Here is a 20,284-nt window from a genome sequence, read left to right as displayed (position 1 = left end):
GTCATGCTCAAGCGACAGCGACGACGTCGAGAATCCGCTGAACGACCCGATCCTGATCGATGCCCGCGGCTTCGGCTTCGAACGAGAGGATGATGCGGTGGCGCAGCACGTCGAACAACACTGCCTGGATGTCCTCGGGGCTGACGAAATCGCGTCCGGCCAGCCAGGCGTGGGCTCGGGCGCAGCGGTCCAGGGCGATGGAGCCCCGCGGGCTGGCGCCGTAGGCGATCCACTCGGCCATTTCCGGGTCGAACTTGGCCGGGTTGCGGGTGGCCATGACCAGTTGCACCAGATATTCCTCCACGGCGTCGGCCATGTACAACCCGAGGATCTCCTTGCGGGCGACGAATATTGCTTGCTGGCTCACACGGCGCTCGGGCGTGGCTTCGCCGTGCAGCGCTTCGCCCCGGGCCTGCTGGAGAATACGGCGTTCCACGGCAGCGTCCGGGAAACCGATCTTGACGTGCATCAGGAACCGGTCGAGCTGGGCTTCGGGCAGCGGGTAGGTGCCTTCCTGCTCGATCGGGTTTTGCGTAGCCATTACCAGGAACAGCGGCGACAGCTCATAGGTGCTGCGCCCGACGCTGACCTGCCGCTCGGCCATCGCTTCGAGCAGCGCAGACTGGACCTTGGCCGGGGCACGGTTGATTTCGTCCGCCAGCACCAGGTTATGGAAGATCGGCCCCTGCTGGAACACGAAGCTACCGGTTTCCGGACGATAGATCTCCGTACCGGTGATGTCGGCGGGCAGCAGATCGGGGGTGAACTGGATGCGATGGAACTGCGCCTCGATGCCTTCGGCCAACTCCTTGATGGCCTTGGTCTTGGCCAGCCCCGGCGCGCCTTCCACCAGCATGTGGCCGTCGGCAAGCAGGGCGATGAGCAGGCGCTCGATGAGTTTTTCCTGGCCGAGGATCTGCGTTGAAAGAAAGGTTCGCAGCGCCAGCAGCGCTTCACGATGTTCCATCGATGACTGTTCCTGGAAAGGGAGGCCCGGGGCATTCGGATAATGCCGGGGCTGGGGGCGTTACTTTAATGCATGGCGGGGGGCGGCGACTAACGGGATTTTGAGTGGCCGTGTGGATTTGTGATCGGTTTGGAAGCACAGGGAAGGGATCTTGCTCTCGTTTGAGTGGGAAGCTCTCACATAAAGGGATGTTTATCCGGACACAGGAGTGTTCTGGAGATCGCAAAACCTGTGGGAGAGGGCTTGCTCGCGAAGACGGCGGTACATTCGACATGGATGGAGTCTGAACCACCGCCATCGCGAGCAGGCTCGCTCCCACAGGGTCTGTGGAAGGCCTGGATTTGCGAGCGTTCGCTGGAGCTGTGGAAGCAGAGATTGCTCGCGATATAGGCGACGCGGTTTGGCGGCAGCGCCAACTGTCGGTTAGCGCGAGTACTTGGCTCCCATTGGGATCAAAGCTCGCTGATATAAGTCCCGGTCCCCCGGAGAATATTCTGCAAGGTCAATTCCACCTCGGCCAGGTCCGCGGCATCGGTGTCGTGGCTGATCTCCAGCACATCGTCGCCGTCGAGGGCATCTGCGTCCGCTGCGGCGACCTCGATCTTCAGCAAGGTCGGTGACAGGGTGACCTTGACCCCGTCCAGGGTCGAAGGCTCGCCATCAAGCGCAATCTCCAGCTCGTCCTCGTCGGGATAGCGGGTCATCAGGAACATTTCGCCCTGGGCGCTGTGGCAGCAGAGCATGGCCATGTTGTCTTCTTCTTCATCACACGGGTTGGCGATCAGAAGGGCGGTGGTCATTTGCATGGTGATGGCTCCAGGATCGAGTGCACCTGCGGGGTGCGAAAAGTGGATTTTGCCAGCGCCAAGGATTTTCTGCTGGTTTACCGCTTAGGGGGGCTGTTTGGTTCCCAGCCTGCTAGGGTTATCCGGTGCGTACCGGCTGTTTAGCTAGCCGATGACCGAATATGTCGCAGCGCTGCAAGCATGCCCATTGTCGCACTCGTTAAGCTGCGCAACGGATGTGCACGTGCAAAGGCCACCCCCCGGTGTTTTTTGCAGGTGTTCATTACATGGAATTTAGATGGAAAAGGAATGTGACCTGCGGGTCTTGTCCAGCTTCACCCACCTGTCGTCCTGTTTCCTCTGCCCGAGAACCAGGAACAGGATGGCCGGCAGCCCGAAAGGGGTTGCACGACGCTTTCATCAATAACAAGCCCAAGCGGAGTACCACAGATGGCGTTCTTCACCGCAGCCAGCAAAGCCGACTTCCAGCATCAACTGCAAGCGGTACTGGCGCAGCACATCAGTGAACAGGCACTGCCACAAGTGGCGCTGTTCGCTGAACAATTCTTCGGCATCATTTCCCTCGATGAACTCACCCAGCGCCGGTTGTCCGACCTCGCTGGCTGCACCCTGTCTGCCTGGCGCCTGCTTGAGCGCTTCGATCACGCGCAACCGCAGGTGCGTGTGTACAACCCCGATTACGAACGCCATGGCTGGCAATCGACCCACACCGCCGTGGAGGTGCTGCATCACGACCTGCCGTTCCTGGTGGATTCGGTGCGTACCGAGCTGAACCGTCGTGGCTACAGCATCCATACCCTGCAAACCACTGTGCTGAGCGTGCGCCGTGGCGCCAAGGGCGAGTTGCTGGAAATCCTGCCCAAGGGCACCCAGGGCGAGGGAATTCTGCAAGAGTCGCTGATGTATCTGGAAATCGACCGCTGCGCCAACGCCGCCGAACTCAATGTCCTGAGCAAGGAACTTGAGCAAGTGCTGGGCGAAGTACGGGTGGCCGTGGCCGACTTCGAACCGATGAAAGCCAAGGTCCAGGATATTCTCGTCGGCCTGGACAACAGCGCCTACGCCATCGATGCCGATGAAAAGAGCGAAATCAAGACGTTCCTGGAATGGCTGGTGGGCAACCACTTCACCTTCCTGGGCTATGAAGAGTTCGTGGTCCGCGATGATGCCGAAGGCGGTCACATCGAGTACAACCCCGATTCGTTCCTTGGCCTGACCAAACTGCTGCGCGCCGGCCTGACCGCCGACGACCTGCGCATCGAGGACTACGCCGTCAACTACCTGCGCGAACCGACGCCGCTGTCGTTCGCCAAGGCCGCGCACCCGAGCCGCGTGCACCGTCCGGCCTACCCGGACTACGTGTCGATCCGTGAAATCGACGCTGACGGCAAGGTCATCAAGGAATGCCGCTTCATGGGCCTGTACACCTCTTCGGTGTATGGCGAAAGCGTGCGGGTCATCCCGTATATCCGTCGCAAGGTCGAGGAAATCGAACGTCGTTCGGGTTTCCAGGCCAAGGCGCACCTGGGCAAGGAACTGGCCCAGGTACTCGAGGTTCTGCCTCGCGACGACCTGTTCCAGACGCCGGTGGACGAGCTGTTCAGCACCGTGATGTCGATCGTGCAGATCCAGGAACGCAACAAGATCCGCGTGTTCCTGCGCAAAGACCCGTATGGCCGTTTCTGCTACTGCCTGGCCTATGTGCCGCGTGACATCTATTCCACCGAAGTTCGCCAGAAGATCCAGCAGGTACTGATGGATCGCCTCAAGGCCACGGACTGCGAATTCTGGACCTTCTTCTCCGAGTCCGTACTGGCCCGCGTGCAGTTGATCCTGCGGGTGGACCCGAAAAACCGTATCGACATCGACCCGCTGCTGCTGGAAAAGGAAGTGGTGCAAGCCTGCCGCAGCTGGAAGGACGACTACGCCAGCCTGGTCATCGAGAGCTTCGGCGAAGCCCAGGGCACCAACGTGCTGGCGGACTTCCCGAAAGGCTTCCCGGCCGGTTACCGCGAGCGCTTTGCCGCGCATTCGGCGGTGGTGGACATGCAACACCTGCTGAGCCTGAGCGAATCCAATCCATTGGTAATGAGCTTCTATCAGCCACTTGGCCAGGTGTCCGGCCAGCGTGAACTGCATTGCAAGCTGTACCACGCCGACGCGCCGCTGGCGCTGTCCGACGTCTTGCCGATCCTGGAAAACCTCGGCCTGCGCGTGCTGGGTGAGTTCCCGTACCGCCTGCGCCACACCAATGGCCGCGAGTTCTGGATCCATGACTTCGCCTTCACCGCCGCCGAAGGCCTGGACCTGGACATCCAGCAGCTCAACGACACCCTGCAGGATGCCTTTGTCCACATCGTGCGCGGCGATGCCGAGAACGATGCGTTCAACCGCCTGGTGCTGACCGCCGGCCTGCCATGGCGCGACGTGGCGCTGCTGCGTGCCTACGCACGCTACCTCAAGCAGATCCGCCTGGGCTTCGACCTGGGTTACATCGCCAGCACTTTGAACAACCATACCGACATTGCCCGTGAGCTGACCCGGCTGTTCAAGACCCGCTTCTACCTGGCGCGCAAACTCAGCAGCGATGACCTGGAAGACAAGCAACTGCGCCTGGAACAGGCGATCCTCACGGCGCTGGACGACGTCCAGGTGCTCAACGAGGACCGCATCCTGCGTCGCTACCTGGACCTGATCAAGGCCACCCTGCGGACCAACTTCTACCAGACCGACGCCCACGGCCAGAACAAGTCCTACTTCAGCTTCAAGTTCAACCCGCACCTGATTCCGGAACTGCCGAAACCGGTGCCCAAGTTCGAAATTTTCGTGTACTCGCCACGGGTCGAGGGCGTGCACCTGCGCTTCGGCAACGTTGCTCGCGGCGGCCTGCGCTGGTCCGACCGTGAAGAGGATTACCGCACCGAAGTGCTGGGCCTGGTAAAAGCCCAGCAGGTGAAGAACTCGGTGATCGTGCCGGTGGGTGCCAAGGGTGGTTTCCTGCCACGTCGCTTGCCGCTGGGCGGCAGCCGGGACGAGATCGCGGCCGAGGGCGTTGCCTGCTACCGCATCTTCATCTCGGGTCTGTTGGACATCACCGACAACCTGAAGGATGGCGCCCTGGTACCGCCGGCCAACGTCGTGCGGCATGACAACGATGACCCGTACCTGGTGGTGGCGGCGGACAAAGGCACCGCGACCTTCTCCGACATCGCCAACAGTATCGCCATCGAGTACGGTTTCTGGCTGGGCGATGCGTTCGCTTCCGGCGGCTCGGCCGGCTACGACCACAAGAAGATGGGCATTACCGCCAAGGGCGCGTGGGTAGGCGTGCAACGCCACTTCCGCGAGCGTGGCATCAATGTCCAGGAAGACAGCATCACCGTGGTGGGCATCGGCGACATGGCCGGTGACGTATTCGGTAACGGCTTGTTGATGTCCGACAAGCTGCAACTGGTCGCGGCGTTCAACCACCTGCACATCTTCGTGGACCCGAATCCGGATCCGGCCAGCAGCTTCGCCGAGCGCAAGCGCCTGTTCGACCTGCCGCGTTCGGCCTGGACCGACTACGACACCAGCATCATGTCCGAAGGCGGCGGTATCTTCTCGCGCAGCGCGAAGAGCATCACCATCACGCCGCAGATGCAGGAACGTTTCGACATCAAGGCCGACAAGCTGACCCCGACCGAACTGCTGAACGCCTTGCTCAAGGCGCCGGTGGACCTGTTGTGGAATGGCGGTATCGGCACTTACGTCAAGGCCAGCAGCGAAAGCCACGCCGATGTGGGCGACAAGGCCAACGATGCACTGCGCGTCAATGGCAACGAGCTGCGCTGCAAAGTCGTGGGCGAGGGCGGTAACCTGGGCATGACCCAGCTGGGTCGCGTCGAGTTCGGCCTGCATGGCGGCGCCACCAACACCGACTTCATCGACAACGCCGGTGGCGTGGACTGCTCCGACCACGAAGTGAATATCAAGATCCTGCTCAACGAAGTGGTGCAGGCTGGCGACATGACCGACAAGCAACGCAACCAGTTGCTGGCGAGCATGACCGACGAAGTCGGTGGCCTGGTGTTGGGCAACAACTACAAGCAGACCCAGGCCCTGTCCCTGGCGGCCCGTCGCGCGTTCGTGCGGATCGCTGAGTACAAGCGTCTGATGAACGACCTGGAAGCCCGGGGTAAGCTGGACCGTGCCATCGAGTTCCTGCCGACCGAAGAACAACTGGCCGAGCGTGTCGCGGCGGGCCACGGCCTGACCCGTGCCGAGCTGTCGGTGCTGATCTCTTACAGCAAGATCGACCTCAAGGAGGCGCTGCTCAACTCCCTGGTGCCGGACGACGATTACCTGACCCGTGACATGGAGACGGCTTTCCCACCGACCCTGGTGAGCAAGTTCTCCGAGGCCATGCGTCGCCACCGCCTGAAGCGCGAGATCGTCAGCACGCAGATCGCCAACGACCTGGTCAACCACATGGGCATTACTTTCGTTCAAAGGCTCAAGGAGTCTACGGGCATGAGCCCGGCGAACGTGGCGGGTGCCTATGTGATCGTTCGGGACATCTTCCACCTCCCGCACTGGTTCCGTCAGATAGAAGCCCTGGACCACCAGGTTTCGGCCGACGTGCAACTGGAGCTGATGGACGAGCTGATGCGCCTGGGGCGTCGTGCAACGCGCTGGTTCCTGCGCAGCCGTCGCAACGAGCAGAACGCTGCTCGCGACGTTGCCCACTTCGGTCCGCACCTGGCGGCGCTGGGCCTCAAGCTCGACGAACTGCTGGAAGGCCCGACCCGCGAAGGCTGGCAGACCCGCTATCAGGCCTACGTGGCCGCCGGCGTGCCGGAGCTGTTGGCCCGCATGGTGGCAGGCACTACGCACCTGTACACCTTGCTGCCGATCATCGAGGCGTCCGACGTCACCGGCCAGAACGCCGCCGACGTGGCCAAGGCGTACTTCGCGGTGGGCAGTGCCCTGGACATCACCTGGTACTTGCAACAGATCAGCGCTCTGCCGGTGGAAAACAACTGGCAGGCCCTGGCCCGTGAAGCATTCCGCGATGACGTCGACTGGCAGCAGCGGGCGATCACCATCTCGGTCCTGCAAGAAGGCGACGGTTCCCAGGACGTGGAAACCCGCCTGGCACTGTGGCTGGAGCAGCATCACGGCATGGTCGAACGCTGGCGCGCAATGCTGGTGGACATCCGTGCCGCCAGCGGCACCGACTACGCCATGTACGCAGTCGCCAACCGCGAATTGCTGGACCTGGCGTTGGCAGGTCAGGCGGTCGTGACGGCTAACTGATCCGGCGTTGAATGAAAAGCCCCGCATTGAGAAATGCGGGGCTTTTTTTGTTGAATCCGGCGCAGGTTCAAATGCAAACAGGTCCCTTGTGGGAGCGGGCTTGCTGTTGTACCTGTCAGTTTTTCAGCGGGATCAACACCGCCTCTTTTTCGCCCATTACCATGAACACCAACAGTTTCGCCGGCTCGGTCGTGCTGGCGTTCTTCGAGACGAGGTGTTCGGAACCTGCCGCTTCATACCAGAACTCGCCTGCTTTGTAGGTCATCGCCGGTTCGCCTTTGACCTGGGAGGTGATAGCCCCCTCAAGCACGTAGGCCATGGCGGTGCCTTCGTGTCTGTGAGCGATGGACGACTGGCCCGGGGCATAGTCGACGGTCAGCATCATGGTTTTCTTGCCCGGCACGTTCTTCAGCATCTTTTCCTGGAGCACCTTGACGTTCTCGGGTGCGGCTTCGTGGGCGTGGACCTGGGCGAGGGGGAACAGGCCGAGGGCGGCGATCAGGCAGAGTGTTTTCATGGTGGTGTGTCCTTCATGGTTTAGGGTGAATTCGAATGAATCCACCCTAAGCCCCATACCCCATCAAACAAACGTCCAATTTTTCGGAAGGTCGGTAGACCAATACGCCGTTGCCGTGACTCTGTGGGCAGGGAATGGCATTCACACGATGGGGAAGCTGTTGAAGTCCACGCTGCGGGCCAGGCGGTTGTCGATCAAGCCGATAAAGCCTTGCACTTCGGGGCAGTTGAAGTGGGCTTGCATGGCCGCTTCCGATTGCCAGCGGGCGCTGACGGTCCAGCGGTCGCCGTCGACCGGGCAGCGGTCGACCATGTAGGCATCGCAGCCCGGTTGGGCCCGCAGGGTTTCGACGATCTGCTGCAACTGCCGGCCCAGCTCCTCCGAGCGGCCGGGGGCAGCCTGCACCTGCACGGTATTGATCACTTGACGGGACATGGCTCTGGCTCCTGAATCAAGTCGAACGGGGATCGTGGAACGATCAACGACACCGCAGCAGGATAGGCCCGCATGGGCGTGGCTCAAACAGCCAATGGGCGGATAAATGCCCAGTCCAATCTTCAGGCTACCTGCTGCAGGATGTCTCGCAGACGGTCCAGTGCGATGTCGATGTCGAGGGTTTCGATTGCGCCAAAGCCAAAGAACAGGCCGGGTCGCACAGGGGCTTCGTGGAAGAACCCCGCGATGCTGTAGAGCCCGATCTCGGCTTTTTTCGCCAGTTCGATCACCAGTGCCAGGTCGATGGGCACCTTGCACAGCACCGCCAGGTGAAAACCCGCAGTGGTGGGCACGGCCTCGAACCAGGGCGACAGATCCCCGGCCATGCGTGCCAGGATTCGCTCTCGCCGACCGGCATACAGGGTGTGACAGCGCCGGATATGCTTGAGTAGGCAGCCTTCGGCGATGAACTTGGCCAGCGCCCATTGGGGCAGGGTGGAGGTGTGCTGATCGGTGAGGCGCTTGGCCAGGATCACCGCTTCGAGAATCGCCGGAGGCAAGATGGCGTAGCCGAGCCGCAATTCGGGTAAGAGGGTCTTGGAGAAGGTGCCGACATACGCCACGATCCCGCGTTCGTCCATGCTTTGCAAGGAATCGGCGGGCCGGCCTTCGTAGCGGAACTCACTGTCGTAGTCATCCTCGATGATGATCGCGCCCAGCTCATAGGCCCGGGCCAGCAGGGCCTCGCGCCGGGCCTGGCTCATGGGCATGCCCAAGGGAAACTGGTGGGACGGGGTCACGTAGATCAGCCGTGTACCATCGGGAATCAGGTCCACGCGCATGCCTTGGTCATCCACCGGCACGCCTGCCACCGTGGCGCCATGGGAGCCGAACAGCAGGCGCGCCGGCGGATAGCCCGGATCCTCCATCGCCACCAGGCTACCGGGACGGGTCAGCACCCGTGAGATCAGATCCAGGGCTTGTTGCGCGCCGTTGCACACCACCACGTCATCGTCCTGGCAATTCACCCCACGGGAAAACGCGATGTGTCGGGCAACGGCGTTGCGCAGTGCCGGCAGGCCTTCGGGCTGGCTATAGAAACCCTTGGCATTGGCGATCTGGCGCAAGGCATGAGCAGTGCAGCGACGCCAGTCGTCCAGTGGGAATTGGCCCTTGCCGATGGCGCCGCCGATGAAATCGTAACGCAACGCGCTTTCGACGGTCGGGTGACGCAGCAAGTCCGGCATGCTGCGCCAGGCCTCGACGACCTCGGCTCCGGCCAGCTCGCGGTGGCTTTGTTTGCGCACGATTCTGGCTGGCCGTGCATTGACGTAGGTGCCCTTGCCGATGATGCCGGTGAGGAAGTTCTCGTAGGTCAACTGGGCATAGGTGTCGGAGACGGTCTTGCGGGAAATGCCCAGTTGCTCGGCAAGCAGGCGACTGGGTGGCAATTGCGCGCCAGCCGCCAGGCGGCCGCTTTCAATGGCGCTGCGCAATTGCTGGTATAACTGGCCTGCCAGGTCCTTGCGGCCGTTGATGACGACGTGAAGTTCCATACCCGTGGGCTCCTGGGCAAATGCCTGGCGGCAAGCGTCAAAGGCGCAAGATTAACCGTATTGCGCGACGGCATTGAAGTTGCGCGTAAAAATTTCCGCGAATTGGATCTGTCGCTGGCGGCGTCCAGGTTTTACTTTGGATCCGTCACCCGCCCCGGAGTCCGTCATGAGCCAGCGTCTGGATTACTACACTGCTTCCCCAAACGCCATGAAAGCCATGATCGGCCTGGAGGCATTGACCAGTCGCCTGAGTATCGAACCGTCACTGCTGCACTTGATCAAGATCCGTGCCTCGCAGCTCAATGGCTGCGCCTTTTGCACCGACATGCACTCAGTGGATGCCCGACGCCAGGGAGAGACTGAACGGCGTCTGTTCGCCGTGGCGGTCTGGCGTGACAGCGGATTCTTCACTCCCCGTGAACGGGCTGCATTGGCCTGGACCGAAGCGGTGACGTTGTTGGCCGAAAGCCAGGTTCCGGACGACCTCTATGCCTTGGCCCGAGCCCTGTTCAGCGAAGAAGAACTGGTGGATCTGACGCTCGCAATCAGCACCATCAACAGCTGGAACCGCCTGGCGGTGAGCTTTCGCCAGAGCCCCAGTACCTGAAGTTGCTAGCTTGTAGCGCTTGTGGGAGCAGGGCTTGAATGACTGGCAGTGGTGCCTGTATCGCGAGCAAGCTTTGCTCCTACAGTGTGGACTGCTGTGGGAGCAAGGCTTGCCCGCGATGAACGATAACGCAATGTCATTGACCGCTCGGCGGCCTCTGCGGCTTGACTGATGTGCCGAAGGTATTGCCCATGCGCACCCCGGTGGCTGCCGGAGTCGCCAGGCCGATGCTGTTCGGCGCACGTTTATCGACGGGCACGTTCAACGCATCCCGCGTCTGTTGCGCGGCTTCGGCGGCATGCGGATCGTTGCCCATCTGCCGGCTCAGGCAATTGTAATCCGGGGTTTTGTAGCCGCCGACGGTGACCTCGATACAGGCGGGGGGCTCTTCGCCGTGGGCCCACGGCAGGGTCATGGTCAAGGCCATGAACAGTCCCGGCCCAACCGTCATTTTCATCCACCGATTCATCACTGGCCTCCTGGCCCGTCACAGGGGACGGTGCGTCGTCTGGCAACAGTCTAGTGCGCTCCGCAGGATTTGTATCGGTTGTCATACGACATTCATAAACTCCCCTCAGGATGACGTTTTTCAACGGATACGTCAGTCGTGCAGCAAGGCAGCGTCAGGGGGAGACACAGGCGTGGATTGACCAGGCCCTCCTTGGGTTGGCTGGTGGTGTTGCTGTGTCTGCTGTCCACGCCGCTCCAGGCGGTTGGCCTGGTGGACCTGGACATCGCACCCCAGGAACTGACCACGGCGCTGGAGCGATTCAGTCGGGCGACCGGCATGGCGGTGCTGGTGGATCATGCGTTATCGAACCGACGCCAGACGCTGGGTGTCCAGGGGCGGTTTACCCCTTCCGAAGGGTTGAATGTGCTGCTGCGTGGTACCGGGCTCGCGGCGCATTACGCCCGGGAGGATGCCTTCACGCTACAACCGGTGCGGGTTCGCGAAGTGCCGGTGCCCCGCGGTGCTGTGCCGGGGTTGAGTGACGGTAATTATGCGGCGGCCATCCAGACGGCCATCCAGCGCAATCTGTGTGCGTCACCGCTGACGCGCCCGGGCAGCTTTCGGGCGCTATTGCAGGTGTGGATCGGCCGTGACGGGGTGATTCAACACAGTCGGCTGGTGAGTTCCACCGGGGATCCGATGCGCGACAAGGCCTTGGTCAACAGTATGCAGAATCTCAGGATCGATCGTCCGGCGCCAACGTCGTTGCGCCAGCCGGTGACCCTGCTCTTGTTACCCGATTCATCAGGAAAACGCATGGAATGCACAGCAGGGGAAGGGGTGTTCGGGCAATGAAAGACAGCGGCCGCAGCCCGATGGTCAGGTTGTTCCTTTCCTCCTATGAGGATTTCAAGGTTCGCCTGCGCCGACGCCTGGGCTCCGAAGAGCTGGCCAACGATGTGTTGCACGAGACCTACCTGCGGGTAGATCGCATGGCCGAGGCGCCGGACATCGCCCAGCCCAACGCCTATCTTTACCGCATGGCCCTGAACATTGCCGCCGACCGTCGGCAATCCGATGCGCGCCTGCTGACCGGTGACGAGATCGAGGAGCTGTTGCAAGTCTCGGACGAGGCGCTGGACCCAGCCCGGGTGGTGGGAGGCCAGAGGGAGTTGCAGATCCTGCTCAAGGCTCTGTACGAGTTGCCGGCGCGCCGCCGCAGGATTTTCATCGCGGCGCGTCTGGAGGAAGCGCCGCACCTGGAGATTTCCCAGCGCTTCGGCATTTCCACCCGGATGGTGGAGAAAGAGATCAAGGCCGCCCTGGGGCATTGCGCCCAACGCCTGGAAAGAAAAGTCATTCAGCGGTTCGGTCCCGGGGCGGGAAAACCGTCTTGAAAGTAGAGACCGGATCAATTCGTGAGTATGTGTGCGCTTGAACATCTTCAGTATCGCTTCCCCTGACGCCACGCCAGAGGCCCGACTGGCCAGCGAGGCACGCGACTGGCTGATCCTGCTGACCTCGGGACACGCCACCGTGGCCGATGCCCGGGCCTTGCGCCAATGGTGCGGGCAGAGCGCCGAGCATGCCCGGGCTTTTGAACAGGCCAAGGCACTTTGGCACGGGTTGCAACCGGCTGCCCAGGCATTACAGGTCCCGCGTCGTTTGGGTCGCCGGGCGTTTCTGGGCGGGGCGATGGCGGCATCGGCCGCTTTCCTGTTGATCCGGGCGACAGTGCCCGGTGGGGTTTCCGGACTGGGGGCCGATTACATCACCGAGGTTGGCGAACAGCGTCGGGTGGAGCTGGGCGAGGGCATCAGTCTGGAGCTCAACACCCAGACCCGCCTCAGCCGTCGCCCATTGACCGAGGGCGGACAGGCACTGGAGTTGCTGGGTGGGGAGATCGAGGTATCGGGCCGCAGCGCCTCGACGATCAGCATCCAGGCCGGTACCGGCTGGATCAGCGCCGCCCGGGCACGGTTCAACATCCGCTACGTTGACCAGAACGTCTGCGCCACCTGCCTGGAGGGTGTCGTTCAGGTGCGGGTGCAAGGTCGCAGCTTCCGGCTGGAGCCGGGGATGCAAATGACTTACGACAATGTCCGCGCGGGCAGTCCGCAGAATGCCGACGTGTCGGCTGCCATTGCCTGGCGCGAGCAAGTGTTGGTGTTCAACGATGCCACGCTGTCGAGCGTTATCGATGAGATCAACCGCTACCGGCCCGGCATGTTGCTTTTGCTCAATCCCCAATTGGGCAGACGCAAGGTCCAGGCTCGCTTCCGTCTCGATCAACTGGCCGGCGTGGCGCTGTTGATCCGCGATGCCTACGGGGCCAAATGCATCGAATTACCGGGTGGGGTCGTGGTGCTCAGCTGAGTCCGCTGTCGCTTCGCCAGCGGTCTCGATGCTTGCGTGGCGACGCTGACCGCCTCGCCACGCAACTTCCGGAGTGCATTCAATGGCCTATCAGGCGACGGTCGCAGCGCTGCGTTCGCGCAGCTCATTCAAGCGGTCAGCGCCACCTTCCGCGACACGGTTCTGCTGCAGCCGGTCGGAACCGCCTTCGGCCACACGCCGTTCCAGCAAATGATCGGAGCCGCCTTCAGCCAATTGTTGCGCGGCCTGACCGTGGGCCGGTGTGCTTGCTGCCGGGGCCGAGGCGGCGTTCGCCAGGCTGACTCCGCCAACCAGGGTCAGGGCAATTGCCAGGGACGACATCTTCGAAAAACTGAACATGGTGATTCTCCTTGCGCTTAATGAGTGAGGCCGTGGCAGCGAAGCGTGTGTTGCTGCCCGGTGATCACAGTTAAACGCCCGGATGTATCGGTGCTGTGTGACAGGAGAGGGCGAAACCCTCGGTTTCGTATCAACCGAGGGTTCTTATACAGAACGATACAAATCCATCTGAAACCCGGACAGAAAGCCTAGCCTTTCAAGAGACTTCATTAACCGATAATCGCACGTTTTATGCGAGGCACTTGCCTGGGTTATTGACCGAACTAACTGGTTGGTACATTTTAGCTGCAAGTCGTCTTGCTCGACTCGGCCAAGACCCATAATAAAAATAGAGGACCTCCTTATGCGCAGCTTTCTGCGGGCACTCGATGCCCTCCCTCCGCCCCTTCGTTTCAGCCCTGAACCCCTTTCCCTCTCCGGGTCGATGCTGTAGCGGTTCACGTAGCCGCGGTCCTGTTGCGTCGCTATGCCGGCGCTCGACACACCCGAGAGGTTTTGAAGATGGCCAAAGTCGTCGATCTGTATTTCAAGTTGCTCAAGCTGCTGATTGTGCTGTGTATGGTCGCGATGATCGCACTGGTGTTCGGCAACGTGGTGTTGCGCTATGCCTTCAACTCCGGCATCAGCGTTTCCGAGGAGCTGTCACGCTGGTTCTTCGTCTGGATGATTTTTCTCGGCGCCCTGGTGGCCCTCAAGGATAGGGCGCATCTGGGCATGGACAGTCTGGTCAGGCGACTGCCAGCGGCGGGCAGGCGCGCCTGCCTGGTCATCGGACACTTGTTGATGCTGTACATCTGCTGGTTGATTTTGCAGGGCAGTTGGCAGCAGGCGGTGATCAACCTGGAGGTGGCCGCACCGGCGTCCGGTCTGTCGATGGCGCTGTTTTATGCCGCGGGCCTGGTGTTCGGCATCAGCGCAGCGCCGATCCTGCTCCATGAGCTCTACCTGGCCCTGTTCGGCAAGCTCGGCGACGACGAGCTGGTGATGGTCAAGGAAAACGACGCCGCTGATGCGCTGGCGCATCGTCCCCTCAAGGGGGACCGCCCATGACCCTGGCGATTTTTCTCGGGTCCCTGATGGGCAGCATGGCGCTGGGCATGCCCATTGCGTTTGCCTTGCTGGTGGTCAGCGTGGCGTTGATGGTTTACCTGGACCTGTTCGACGCCCAGATCATTGCCCAGAACTTGCTAAACGGTGCGGACAGTTTCCCACTGATGGCGGTGCCGTTCTTCATGCTGGCCGGCGAGGTGATGAATGCCGGCGGCTTGTCCAAACGTATCGTCAACATCGCCATGGCGCTGGTCGGACACAAGCGCGGTGGCCTGGGTTATGTGGCGATCATCGCGTCCTGCCTGTTGGCGTCGCTTTCCGGCTCCGCCGTGGCCGATGCCGCGGCATTGGCGGCGTTGCTGGTGCCGATGATGGTGCAGGCCGGGCATGACCGGGGGCGCTCGGCCGGTCTGATTGCGGCCGGCAGCATCATTGCCCCGGTCATTCCGCCGAGCATCGGGTTCATTGTGTTCGGCGTGGCGTCCGGTGTTTCGATCTCCAAGCTGTTTCTTGCCGGTATCGTGCCGGGGTTACTGCTGGGCGCTTCGCTGGCGGTGGCCTGGTGGTACATCTCGCGCAGCGAGAACGTCGAAACGCCGCCCAAGCGTTCCTTCGCCGAGGTCTTGCGCGCCTTGCTCGATGGCAGTTGGGCGATGGGCCTGCCCCTGATCATCATCCTGGGCCTCAAGTTCGGCATTTTCACCCCCACCGAGGCCGCTGTAGTCGCGGCGGTCTATTCGCTGTTCGTGTCCCTGGTGATCTACCGGGAAATGAAAGTCAGCCAGCTGTACGAGGTCATCCTGTCCTCGGCCAGGACCACTTCGGTGGTGATGCTGCTGGTGGCGGCAGCCATGGTTTCGTCCTGGCTGGTGACCATTGCCGATCTGCCGGGCCAGTTGGCGGACCTGCTGGCGCCTTTCATGGACAACCAGACCCTCCTGCTGCTGGTGATGATGGTATTGATCATCCTGGTGGGCACGGTCATGGACATGACGCCGACGATCCTCATCCTCACGCCGGTGCTGATGCCAGCGGTCATCCAGGCGGGGATCGACCCGGTGTATTTCGGTGTGCTGTTCCTGATCAACACCGCCATCGGCTTGATTACGCCGCCCGTGGGCACGGTGCTCAATGTGGTATGCGGCGTGTCGAAGCTGGATTTCGAGGAAATCGTCCGTGGGGTCTGGCCGTTCATGCTCGCGCAACTTTTGGTGCTGTTCCTGTTGGTGCTGTTCCCGCAACTGGTCATGGGGCCGTTGAAATTCTTCACCGGATGAGGGTAGCCGGTGGAAGTAGCTCGTCCTGAAAACAATAACGATCGGAGAATGACATGCGAAAACTGATGAAGACCCTGTTGGCCGGGGCGTGCGCAACGGGCCTGTTACTGGGCAGCGTAGCCGGCCAGGCGGACGAGATACGCGAGCGTACCTTGCGATTCGCGTTCCAGAACGTCAAGGAGCATCCGCAGGGCCAGGGCGCGCAGAAATTCGCCGATTTGCTCAGCGAAAAGAGCGGCGGCAAGATCAAGGTCCGCCTGTTCCCCGGCGGTACCCTGGGCGGTGATGTGCAGACGGTGTCAGCCTTGCAGGGCGGCACGCTGGACATCACGGTGCTCAACTCCGGCATCCTGGCGGCCCAGGCACCGGATTTCGCCATGCTCGATTTTCCATTCCTGTTCAACAACGCCGAAGAGGCCCATGCGGTCATCGATGGTCCGGTCGGCCAGAAACTCGCGGCGCAACTGGACAACAAAGGGTTGGTAGGCCTGGGCTATTGGGACCTGGGGTTTCGTAACCTGACCAACAGCAAACACCCGGTGACCCGTCTGGAGGACATGCAGGGCCTGAAGATTCGTGTCATCCAGTCGCCGATCTACCTGGAAACCTTCTCCGCGCTGGGGGCCAACCCTGTGCCGATGGCGTTTCCCGAGGTCTACACCGGCCTGGAACAACACACCATCGACGGCCAGGAAAACCCGTTCACCGTGATCGAAGGCAACAAGTTTTACGAGGTGCAGAAGTACCTGTCGGTGACGGGCCATATCTTCAATCCGCAATCGCTGATCATCAGCCAGAAAACCTGGAGTCGCCTCAACGACAGCGAAAAAACCATGATTCGCGAGGCCGCCGCCGAGGCGCAGACGTTCCAGCGGGAGGTCACCGCTGCGAGCATGGACAAGGCAAAGGCGACGCTGGCCGGCGCGATGACCGTCAACGAAATCACCCCAGCCGAGAAAGATCGCTTTCGCGAACGGGTGCAGCCGGTGATCGACAAGTTCGCCAAGTCGCTGGATGGCAACCTGGTGAAGATGATGTACGACGAAATTGCCAAGGTGCGGACAGCTCAGTGAGCTTGGCCCGACATCAGGGACAATTCAACCTGTGGGAGTAAGGCTCTGTGGGAGCAAGGCTTGCCCGCGATGGCATCGCCTCGGTATCCAGATAAACCGAGGTGCCTGCATCGCGGGCAAGCCGTGCTCCCACAGGGTTTTGCACCCTCATCAAACCGTTATTGAGCCCCTGGCACCGCCAGCCATTGGCCGATGACTTTCTGGTAGCTGCCGTTGGCCTTGCTCAGGTGCAACCACTGGTCGACATACATTTTCCAGGTGGTGTCGTCCCGCGGCAGCAGGTAGGCCTTCTCGCCATATTGCAGGTAGCGGGTCGGGTTGACGGCGCACAGGCCGGGTTTGAGTTTCTGCTGGTAGAGGGCTTCCGAGGCATCGGTGATCATCACGTCGGCCCGCTTGTCCAGCAGCTCCTGGAAGATCGTCACGTTGTCGTGAAAGGCGAGCTGACCCTTGGGCAGGAACGCCCGTACGAACGCTTCGTTGGTGCCGCCGGCCGGCTCCACCAGACGCACCGAAGGCTGGTTGATCTGCTCGATGGTCTGGTAGCGCGACTGGTCTTCGCAACGCACCAGCGGGATCTTGCCGTCCACATCCAGGGTGTCGCTGAAGTACGCCTTCTTCTGGCGTTCCAAGGTGACCGAGATCCCGCCCATGCCGATGTCGCATTTGCCGGCAACCATGTCCGGCATCAGGGTTTTCCAGGTGGTCTGGACCCATTGCACCTTGACGCCCAGGCTGGTAGCCAGCGAGCGGGCCATGTCGATGTCGATCCCTTCGTATTCACCGTTTTCGGCTTTGTAGGTATAGGGCTTGTAGTCGCCGGTGGTACAGACCTTCAGTTCACCGCGTTGCAGGACCTCGTCCAGATGGGAAGGGGCAGTCTGCGCCAAAGCGCTGCCGCTCAGTGCCAGCAGGCCGAGGATCGTCAGGGTGCTTGTTGTTTTTTTCATTGTATTGGACGGCTCGCGAGGGAAGGGGATAAGCAGCGCAGTGTAGTAAAAGTGTTTGCGGGCTGTCTTCCTGTGATGTCTCGCTGTGGCAGGTTTCGTCAGCGCTAAATGATCCCGTGATCGATGGCGTATTTCACCAGCGCCGCCGGTTTGTCGATGTTGAGCTTGCGGCGGATGCTCAGGCGATGGGTCTCGACGGTGCGCACGCTGATGTCCAGTTCGCGGGCCATTTCCTTGTTGTTCAACCCCTGGACCATCTTGCGCAGGACTTCGCTCTCGCGGGGTGTCAGTTCTTTATCGGCGTTCGGGTCAGTGGCGAGCCGTTGGGCAATTTCGGCGCTGTAGAAGGTGCCGCCGCCGATGATCGCTTCGATGGCGGCGATGATTTCCCGCGATGGAGCGTTCTTGATGACATAGCCGCTGGCGCCGGACCGTACGGACTCGCTCACGTATTCGTAATTGTCGTACATGCTGAGGATCAGGATCTTGAGGCTCGGGTACTGCTTGCCCAGCAACCGGGTCAGTTCGAGTCCGTTCATGTCCTTGAGACCGATGTCCATCAGCAGCAGATCCGGCTGGCAGCGGCCGACCATCTCCAGCGCTTGCTCGCCATTCTCCGCTTCGCCGACGACCTCCAGGTGCGGCATGACGGACAGCAAGGCCCTGATGCCATCGCGGACCAGAGAGTGGTCATCGACCAGCGCGACGCGGATCACGGAGGGCAGGTTCATTGGCAGGTGCTCTTGTTGTAGTGGCGCTGCATCAGCTTTGCGTGGCCGACAGGTTCATGGGCAGCAGGACGTCCAGTTCGCTCCTGCCCGGTGTCGACGTCAGTTCCAACCGTCCGCCGAAATGCTCGACCCGTTCGCGGATATTACGCAGACCGATGCCGGCATGGCCACGTTCGACCTGCGGCACGTTGAACCCCATGCCGTCGTCAACCACCGTCAGGCGCAAGGACTGGCTCGAACCGAACAGGGTGATCGCGACCCGCTTGGCCCCGGCGTGACGTTCGATATTGGTCAAGGCTTCCTGGGCGATGCGGAACAGCGAAACGGGAGCGCCATTCTCCAGTCGACAATCGAATTCGTTGCTTCGGTAGGACACCTCGAGCCCGCTGCGCTGTTCGAATTCAGCCGCGAGCTGGCCGATGGCGGCGGGCAGGCCCAGGGTGTCGAGCAGGGAGGAGCGCAGATCATGGGAGATACTGCGGATCTCGCCGATCGCTTCGCCCAGCCGATCCGTGGCGTTTTTCAGGATACCCAAGCCGTTGTCCTGGCCATTTTCGAGCACATGGCTGGCGAGTTCGAACTGGAATTTGATCGACACCAGCAACTGGCTGATCCCGTCGTGAAGCTCGCGAGACACCCGCGAGCGTTCTTCCTCCTGCAGGCTGACTATGCGTTGGTTCAGTCGTTGCAGCTTTTTGTCGGCCAAGCGATGTTCGCTCACGTTGAGCGTCATGCCACCGGCGAACACCAGCAGCACCGCCACCAGGGCGACGGCGGCAATGGCGAGCATGGTGGAGTGGATACCCTGGGCCACTTCGTCGCGCGCCTGCTGGGTGGCGCGCTCGACGTCTTCCAGGTAGATCCCGGTGCCGAGCATCCAGCCCCAACGGTCCAGCATCACCACATAGGCCAGTTTTTCGGTCACCTGGCCGGAGGAGGGCTTGTTCCAGGCATAGCGCTGGAAGCCCTCGCCGGACTCGGCACTTCTGATCAGCGCCTGGATGACCGGCAGGCCATGGGGATCCTTCATGTCCCAGAGGTATTGCCCCACCAGTTCCGACTGGCGGGCGTGCATCAGGCTGCGGCCCTGACGGTCGTAGACGAAGAAATAGCCGTTGATGCCGAAACTGAGTTTGCGCAGTTCTTCAAGTACCTGTTGCTGTGCGCGTTCGTCACCCTTGCCGTCGTTGTACAGCGGTGCGATCAGGCTCTGCGCCATCTCCACATAGTTCTTCAACTCGGCGCGCTTGCTCGCCAGGATACTGTCTTCGATCAGTTGCGCCTGTTGATCACCCAACTGGCGATTGAGGGAAACCACCAGCCCGCAGATCACCGCGATCGCCAGGACCAGCGGCAGGATCCCGAGGGCGACGATTTTGTGTTTGAGCAGCATGGGTATTCCTGTCCGGGCCTGACGGGGGATGGCTCGCATCATATGCCAAATGTCCTGCCGGATAGGAGAGATAACACTGTGGGTGGCGAACACCGATTCTGTAGGCGTCCAGGAACGTTGTGGGAGCGGGCTTGCTCGCGAAAGCGGTGTGTCAGCTAAAGAAAATGTCAGTGATATTCCACTTTCGCGAGCAAGCCCGCTCCCACAGGGCGAAGGCGTATCTACGTAGTACTACGGATTTATTTATTGACCGCTTGCAGGGATATTGGGCCGGCTCCGAATAGCCGGGGCACACTATAAAAACAATCGCCGCAGTCCACTGGACCTCGGCAGGAGACACGCAATGACAACCCGTCTGGTTAAACACCTCGCCTGGTTTGCCGTGGCTGTTCTGGGAGCCTGTGCGTTGAGTGTCGTGGCCTTGCGCCGCGGCGAGC

At 61.4% G+C, this 20,284-nt stretch carries 18 protein-coding genes; 8 read left to right on the top strand and 10 right to left on the bottom strand.

The window, feature by feature from the left end; translation table 11 throughout:
• Nucleotides 1-7 precede the first annotated feature (7 nt).
• Both LCU97_RS17325 and LCU97_RS17320 read right to left on the bottom strand, forming a co-directional pair.
• On the bottom strand, nucleotides 8-967 hold the full coding sequence (locus tag LCU97_RS17325; RefSeq protein ID WP_053153736.1) for an AAA family ATPase: 960 nt from the start codon (nucleotides 965-967) through the stop codon (nucleotides 8-10).
• A gap of 452 nt (nucleotides 968-1,419) precedes the next feature.
• Nucleotides 1,420-1,773 (bottom strand): hypothetical protein, encoded by a 354-nt coding sequence (locus LCU97_RS17320; protein ID WP_232777292.1) that lies wholly within the window; start codon nucleotides 1,771-1,773, stop codon nucleotides 1,420-1,422.
• A gap of 429 nt (nucleotides 1,774-2,202) precedes the next feature.
• Between LCU97_RS17320 and LCU97_RS17315 the strand changes: the two genes are divergently transcribed.
• Nucleotides 2,203-7,071: an NAD-glutamate dehydrogenase gene (locus LCU97_RS17315; protein WP_232777291.1), complete on the top strand. Its 4,869-nt coding sequence runs from the start codon at nucleotides 2,203-2,205 to the stop codon at nucleotides 7,069-7,071.
• 115 nt (nucleotides 7,072-7,186) lie between these two features.
• Here LCU97_RS17315 and LCU97_RS17310 read toward each other — a convergent pair whose 3' ends face one another.
• The 3 genes from LCU97_RS17310 to pdxR all read right to left on the bottom strand — a co-directional run bounded on the left by LCU97_RS17310 (nucleotide 7,187) and on the right by pdxR (nucleotide 9,579).
• Nucleotides 7,187-7,588, bottom strand: a complete 402-nt coding sequence (locus tag LCU97_RS17310; protein ID WP_053153727.1) for a cupin domain-containing protein — start codon at nucleotides 7,586-7,588, stop codon at nucleotides 7,187-7,189.
• A 141-nt stretch (nucleotides 7,589-7,729) separates the two neighbouring features.
• Entirely contained in the window at nucleotides 7,730-8,023 is a 294-nt protein-coding gene (locus LCU97_RS17305; protein WP_053153725.1) for a putative quinol monooxygenase, read from the bottom strand.
• A 122-nt stretch (nucleotides 8,024-8,145) separates the two neighbouring features.
• Nucleotides 8,146-9,579, bottom strand: coding sequence for a MocR-like pyridoxine biosynthesis transcription factor PdxR (gene pdxR / locus LCU97_RS17300; protein WP_053153722.1), 1,434 nt, complete (start codon nucleotides 9,577-9,579; stop codon nucleotides 8,146-8,148).
• Between the two features lie 166 nt (nucleotides 9,580-9,745).
• On the opposite strand from pdxR, the gene LCU97_RS17295 reads away from it, so the two are divergent.
• Nucleotides 9,746-10,186, top strand: a complete 441-nt coding sequence (locus LCU97_RS17295) for a carboxymuconolactone decarboxylase family protein (RefSeq protein ID WP_232777290.1) — start codon at nucleotides 9,746-9,748, stop codon at nucleotides 10,184-10,186.
• Between the two features lie 136 nt (nucleotides 10,187-10,322).
• Here the strand turns inward: LCU97_RS17295 and LCU97_RS17290 are convergent, their stop codons facing one another.
• Entirely contained in the window at nucleotides 10,323-10,655 is a 333-nt protein-coding gene (locus LCU97_RS17290) for a hypothetical protein (protein WP_232777289.1), read from the bottom strand.
• A gap of 204 nt (nucleotides 10,656-10,859) precedes the next feature.
• Here LCU97_RS17290 and LCU97_RS17285 point away from each other — a divergent pair, with 204 nt between their 5' ends.
• From LCU97_RS17285 to LCU97_RS17275, 3 genes are read left to right on the top strand one after another with little or no spacing between them, the layout of a single operon-like run.
• Nucleotides 10,860-11,492, top strand: coding sequence for a secretin and TonB N-terminal domain-containing protein (locus LCU97_RS17285; protein WP_232777425.1), 633 nt, complete (start codon nucleotides 10,860-10,862; stop codon nucleotides 11,490-11,492).
• Entirely contained in the window at nucleotides 11,489-12,034 is a 546-nt protein-coding gene (locus LCU97_RS17280; RefSeq protein ID WP_232777288.1) for a sigma-70 family RNA polymerase sigma factor, read from the top strand. The genes LCU97_RS17285 and LCU97_RS17280 overlap by 4 nt, the downstream gene beginning before the upstream one ends.
• Before the next feature lie 37 nt (nucleotides 12,035-12,071).
• Complete coding sequence (locus LCU97_RS17275) at nucleotides 12,072-13,013, top strand: FecR family protein (protein ID WP_053155334.1); 942 nt, start codon at nucleotides 12,072-12,074, stop codon at nucleotides 13,011-13,013.
• 90 nt (nucleotides 13,014-13,103) lie between these two features.
• Here LCU97_RS17275 and LCU97_RS17270 read toward each other — a convergent pair whose 3' ends face one another.
• The gene (locus LCU97_RS17270) at nucleotides 13,104-13,373 is read right to left on the bottom strand and encodes a phage infection protein (protein ID WP_232777287.1); all 270 of its coding nucleotides are present in this window, start codon (nucleotides 13,371-13,373) and stop codon (nucleotides 13,104-13,106) included.
• A 501-nt stretch (nucleotides 13,374-13,874) separates the two neighbouring features.
• On the opposite strand from LCU97_RS17270, the gene LCU97_RS17265 reads away from it, so the two are divergent.
• From LCU97_RS17265 to LCU97_RS17255, 3 genes are read left to right on the top strand one after another with little or no spacing between them, the layout of a single operon-like run.
• Entirely contained in the window at nucleotides 13,875-14,423 is a 549-nt protein-coding gene (locus LCU97_RS17265) for a TRAP transporter small permease (protein ID WP_232777286.1), read from the top strand.
• Nucleotides 14,420-15,700, top strand: coding sequence for a TRAP transporter large permease subunit (locus LCU97_RS17260; protein WP_053153700.1), 1,281 nt, complete (start codon nucleotides 14,420-14,422; stop codon nucleotides 15,698-15,700). The genes LCU97_RS17265 and LCU97_RS17260 overlap by 4 nt, the downstream gene beginning before the upstream one ends.
• A 53-nt stretch (nucleotides 15,701-15,753) precedes the next feature.
• Nucleotides 15,754-16,773: a TRAP transporter substrate-binding protein gene (locus LCU97_RS17255; protein WP_232777285.1), complete on the top strand. Its 1,020-nt coding sequence runs from the start codon at nucleotides 15,754-15,756 to the stop codon at nucleotides 16,771-16,773.
• 158 nt (nucleotides 16,774-16,931) lie between these two features.
• Here the strand turns inward: LCU97_RS17255 and LCU97_RS17250 are convergent, their stop codons facing one another.
• From LCU97_RS17250 to LCU97_RS17240, 3 genes are all read right to left on the bottom strand, one after another.
• The gene (locus tag LCU97_RS17250; protein WP_053153693.1) at nucleotides 16,932-17,723 is read right to left on the bottom strand and encodes a transporter substrate-binding domain-containing protein; all 792 of its coding nucleotides are present in this window, start codon (nucleotides 17,721-17,723) and stop codon (nucleotides 16,932-16,934) included.
• 104 nt (nucleotides 17,724-17,827) lie between these two features.
• A complete protein-coding gene (locus tag LCU97_RS17245; RefSeq protein WP_053153690.1) occupies nucleotides 17,828-18,454 on the bottom strand; it encodes a response regulator in 627 nt (208 codons plus the stop codon).
• A 31-nt stretch (nucleotides 18,455-18,485) separates the two neighbouring features.
• Nucleotides 18,486-19,847: a cache domain-containing protein gene (locus LCU97_RS17240; RefSeq protein ID WP_053153687.1), complete on the bottom strand. Its 1,362-nt coding sequence runs from the start codon at nucleotides 19,845-19,847 to the stop codon at nucleotides 18,486-18,488.
• Between the last annotated feature and the right edge of the window lie 437 nt (nucleotides 19,848-20,284).

It is taken from the genome of Pseudomonas uvaldensis (assembly GCF_021271205.1).
GTDB classification, from domain to species: Bacteria; Pseudomonadota; Gammaproteobacteria; order Pseudomonadales; family Pseudomonadaceae; genus Aquipseudomonas; species Aquipseudomonas uvaldensis.
The sequence above is the reverse complement of the archived record's forward strand: the minus strand, read 5'-3'. Positions and strand labels throughout refer to the sequence as shown.

Excerpts from the sequence above, each read along its gene's own strand:
- LCU97_RS17325 (WP_053153736.1), bottom strand. The coding sequence starts at position 967 with ATGGAACATCGTGAAGCGCTGCTGGCGCTGCGAACCTTTCTTTCAACG.
- LCU97_RS17320 (WP_232777292.1), bottom strand. The coding sequence starts at position 1,773 with ATGCAAATGACCACCGCCCTTCTGATCGCCAACCCGTGTGATGAAGAA.
- LCU97_RS17315 (WP_232777291.1), top strand. The coding sequence starts at position 2,203 with ATGGCGTTCTTCACCGCAGCCAGCAAAGCCGACTTCCAGCATCAACTG.
- LCU97_RS17310 (WP_053153727.1), bottom strand. The coding sequence starts at position 7,588 with ATGAAAACACTCTGCCTGATCGCCGCCCTCGGCCTGTTCCCCCTCGCC.
- LCU97_RS17305 (WP_053153725.1), bottom strand. The coding sequence starts at position 8,023 with ATGTCCCGTCAAGTGATCAATACCGTGCAGGTGCAGGCTGCCCCCGGC.
- pdxR (WP_053153722.1), bottom strand. The coding sequence starts at position 9,579 with ATGGAACTTCACGTCGTCATCAACGGCCGCAAGGACCTGGCAGGCCAG.
- LCU97_RS17295 (WP_232777290.1), top strand. The coding sequence starts at position 9,746 with ATGAGCCAGCGTCTGGATTACTACACTGCTTCCCCAAACGCCATGAAA.
- LCU97_RS17290 (WP_232777289.1), bottom strand. The coding sequence starts at position 10,655 with ATGAATCGGTGGATGAAAATGACGGTTGGGCCGGGACTGTTCATGGCC.
- LCU97_RS17280 (WP_232777288.1), top strand. The coding sequence starts at position 11,489 with ATGAAAGACAGCGGCCGCAGCCCGATGGTCAGGTTGTTCCTTTCCTCC.
- LCU97_RS17270 (WP_232777287.1), bottom strand. The coding sequence starts at position 13,373 with ATGTTCAGTTTTTCGAAGATGTCGTCCCTGGCAATTGCCCTGACCCTG.
- LCU97_RS17265 (WP_232777286.1), top strand. The coding sequence starts at position 13,875 with ATGGCCAAAGTCGTCGATCTGTATTTCAAGTTGCTCAAGCTGCTGATT.
- LCU97_RS17260 (WP_053153700.1), top strand. The coding sequence starts at position 14,420 with ATGACCCTGGCGATTTTTCTCGGGTCCCTGATGGGCAGCATGGCGCTG.
- LCU97_RS17255 (WP_232777285.1), top strand. The coding sequence starts at position 15,754 with ATGCGAAAACTGATGAAGACCCTGTTGGCCGGGGCGTGCGCAACGGGC.
- LCU97_RS17250 (WP_053153693.1), bottom strand. The coding sequence starts at position 17,723 with ATGAAAAAAACAACAAGCACCCTGACGATCCTCGGCCTGCTGGCACTG.
- LCU97_RS17245 (WP_053153690.1), bottom strand. The coding sequence starts at position 18,454 with ATGAACCTGCCCTCCGTGATCCGCGTCGCGCTGGTCGATGACCACTCT.
- LCU97_RS17240 (WP_053153687.1), bottom strand. The coding sequence starts at position 19,847 with ATGCTGCTCAAACACAAAATCGTCGCCCTCGGGATCCTGCCGCTGGTC.